General features: G+C 45.5%; 1 protein-coding gene. It reads left to right on the top strand.

Annotated elements, in window-relative coordinates; all coding sequences use genetic code 11:
* Nucleotides 1-1,801: DNA-directed RNA polymerase subunit beta' (locus tag RAC86_RS38345; RefSeq protein ID WP_483861769.1), on the top strand; the 1,801-nt coding region annotated here is incomplete at both ends.

The following is a 1,801-nucleotide window of genomic DNA, read 5'->3' as shown; positions in this document are numbered from 1 at the left end:
ACTTGAACTTTTCAAACCTTTTGTTATGAAAGAACTTGTTGAAAAAGGTCTTGCTCACAACATTAAGAGTGCGAAACGCAAAATTGAGCGCGTACAGCCTGAAGTTTGGGATGTACTAGAATCAGTTATTAAGGAGCACCCGGTACTGCTGAACCGTGCCCCTACACTTCACAGATTAGGTATCCAGGCGTTTGAACCAACGCTTGTTGAAGGACGCGCAATCCGTCTTCACCCGCTCGTATGTACAGCTTACAACGCTGACTTTGACGGTGACCAAATGGCGGTTCACGTACCATTATCTGCTGAAGCACAAGCTGAAGCACGCATCTTGATGCTTGCTGCTCAAAACATCTTGAACCCTAAAGATGGTAAACCGGTTGTAACACCGTCTCAGGATATGGTGCTAGGTAACTATTACCTGACACTTGAGCGTGCCGGTGCTGTCGGTGAAGGTATGGTCTTCAAGAATACAGACGAAGCGCTTCTTGCTTATCAAAACGGATATGTTCACCTTCATACGAGAGTAGCTGTTGCAGCTAACTCACTTAAGAATGTGACATTTACCGAAGAACAGCGCTCAAAATTGTTAATTACAACTGTCGGTAAGCTTGTCTTCAATGAAATTCTTCCGGAATCATTCCCTTACATGAATGAACCAACGAAGAGCAACATTGAAGAGAAAACACCTGACCGTTTCTTCTTAGAAAAAGGTGCTGACGTTAAAGCTGTTATCGCACAGCAGCCAATCAATGCGCCGTTTAAAAAAGGCATTCTGGGTAAAATCATCGCGGAAATCTTCAAACGATTCCATATTACGGAAACGTCTAAAATGCTTGACCGCATGAAAAACCTAGGTTTCAAATATTCAACAAAAGCTGGTATTACAGTTGGGGTTTCTGACATCGTCGTACTCGATGATAAACAAGAAATTCTTGAAGAAGCGCAAAGCAAAGTTGACAACGTTATGAAGCAGTTCCGCCGCGGTCTTATCACTGAAGAAGAACGCTATGAGAGAGTCATCTCTATCTGGAGTGCTGCAAAAGACGTTATCCAAGGCAAACTGATGAAATCACTTGATGAACTCAACCCGATCTACATGATGAGTGACTCTGGTGCCCGTGGTAACGCATCTAACTTTACGCAGCTTGCCGGAATGCGCGGCCTGATGGCCAACCCGGCTGGACGTATCATTGAGTTGCCGATCAAATCAAGTTTCCGTGAAGGTCTGACAGTATTGGAGTACTTTATCTCCACACACGGTGCGCGTAAAGGTCTTGCCGATACCGCTCTTAAAACTGCTGACTCAGGTTACCTTACACGCCGTCTCGTTGACGTTGCGCAGGATGTTATCATCCGTGAAACTGATTGCGGAACTGACCGAGGCATTCTTGCTAAGCCTCTTAAAGAAGGAACTGAAACAATTGAGCGCTTAGAAGAACGCTTAATCGGACGTTTTGCAAGAAAACAAGTGAAGCACCCTGAAACAGGTGAAGTGCTTGTGAATGAAAACGAACTGATCGATGAAGATAAAGCACTGGAGATTGTCGAAGCCGGCATTGAAGAAGTGTGGATCCGTTCTGCCTTCACATGTAATACGCCTCATGGTGTATGTAAACGATGCTATGGCCGAAATCTTGCAACTGGCTCCGATGTTGAAGTCGGTGAAGCTGTCGGAATCATTGCTGCCCAATCAATCGGTGAGCCTGGTACACAGTTAACAATGCGTACATTCCATACAGGCGGGGTTGCCGGAGACGATATCACACAGGGTCTTCCGCGTATCCAAGAGCTTTTCGAAGCG

The sequence above is a fragment of the Bacillus sp. LR_5 genome (assembly GCF_042709275.1).
Note: the sequence above shows the minus strand (reverse complement) of the source record. Positions and strands in the feature narration are given on the sequence as shown.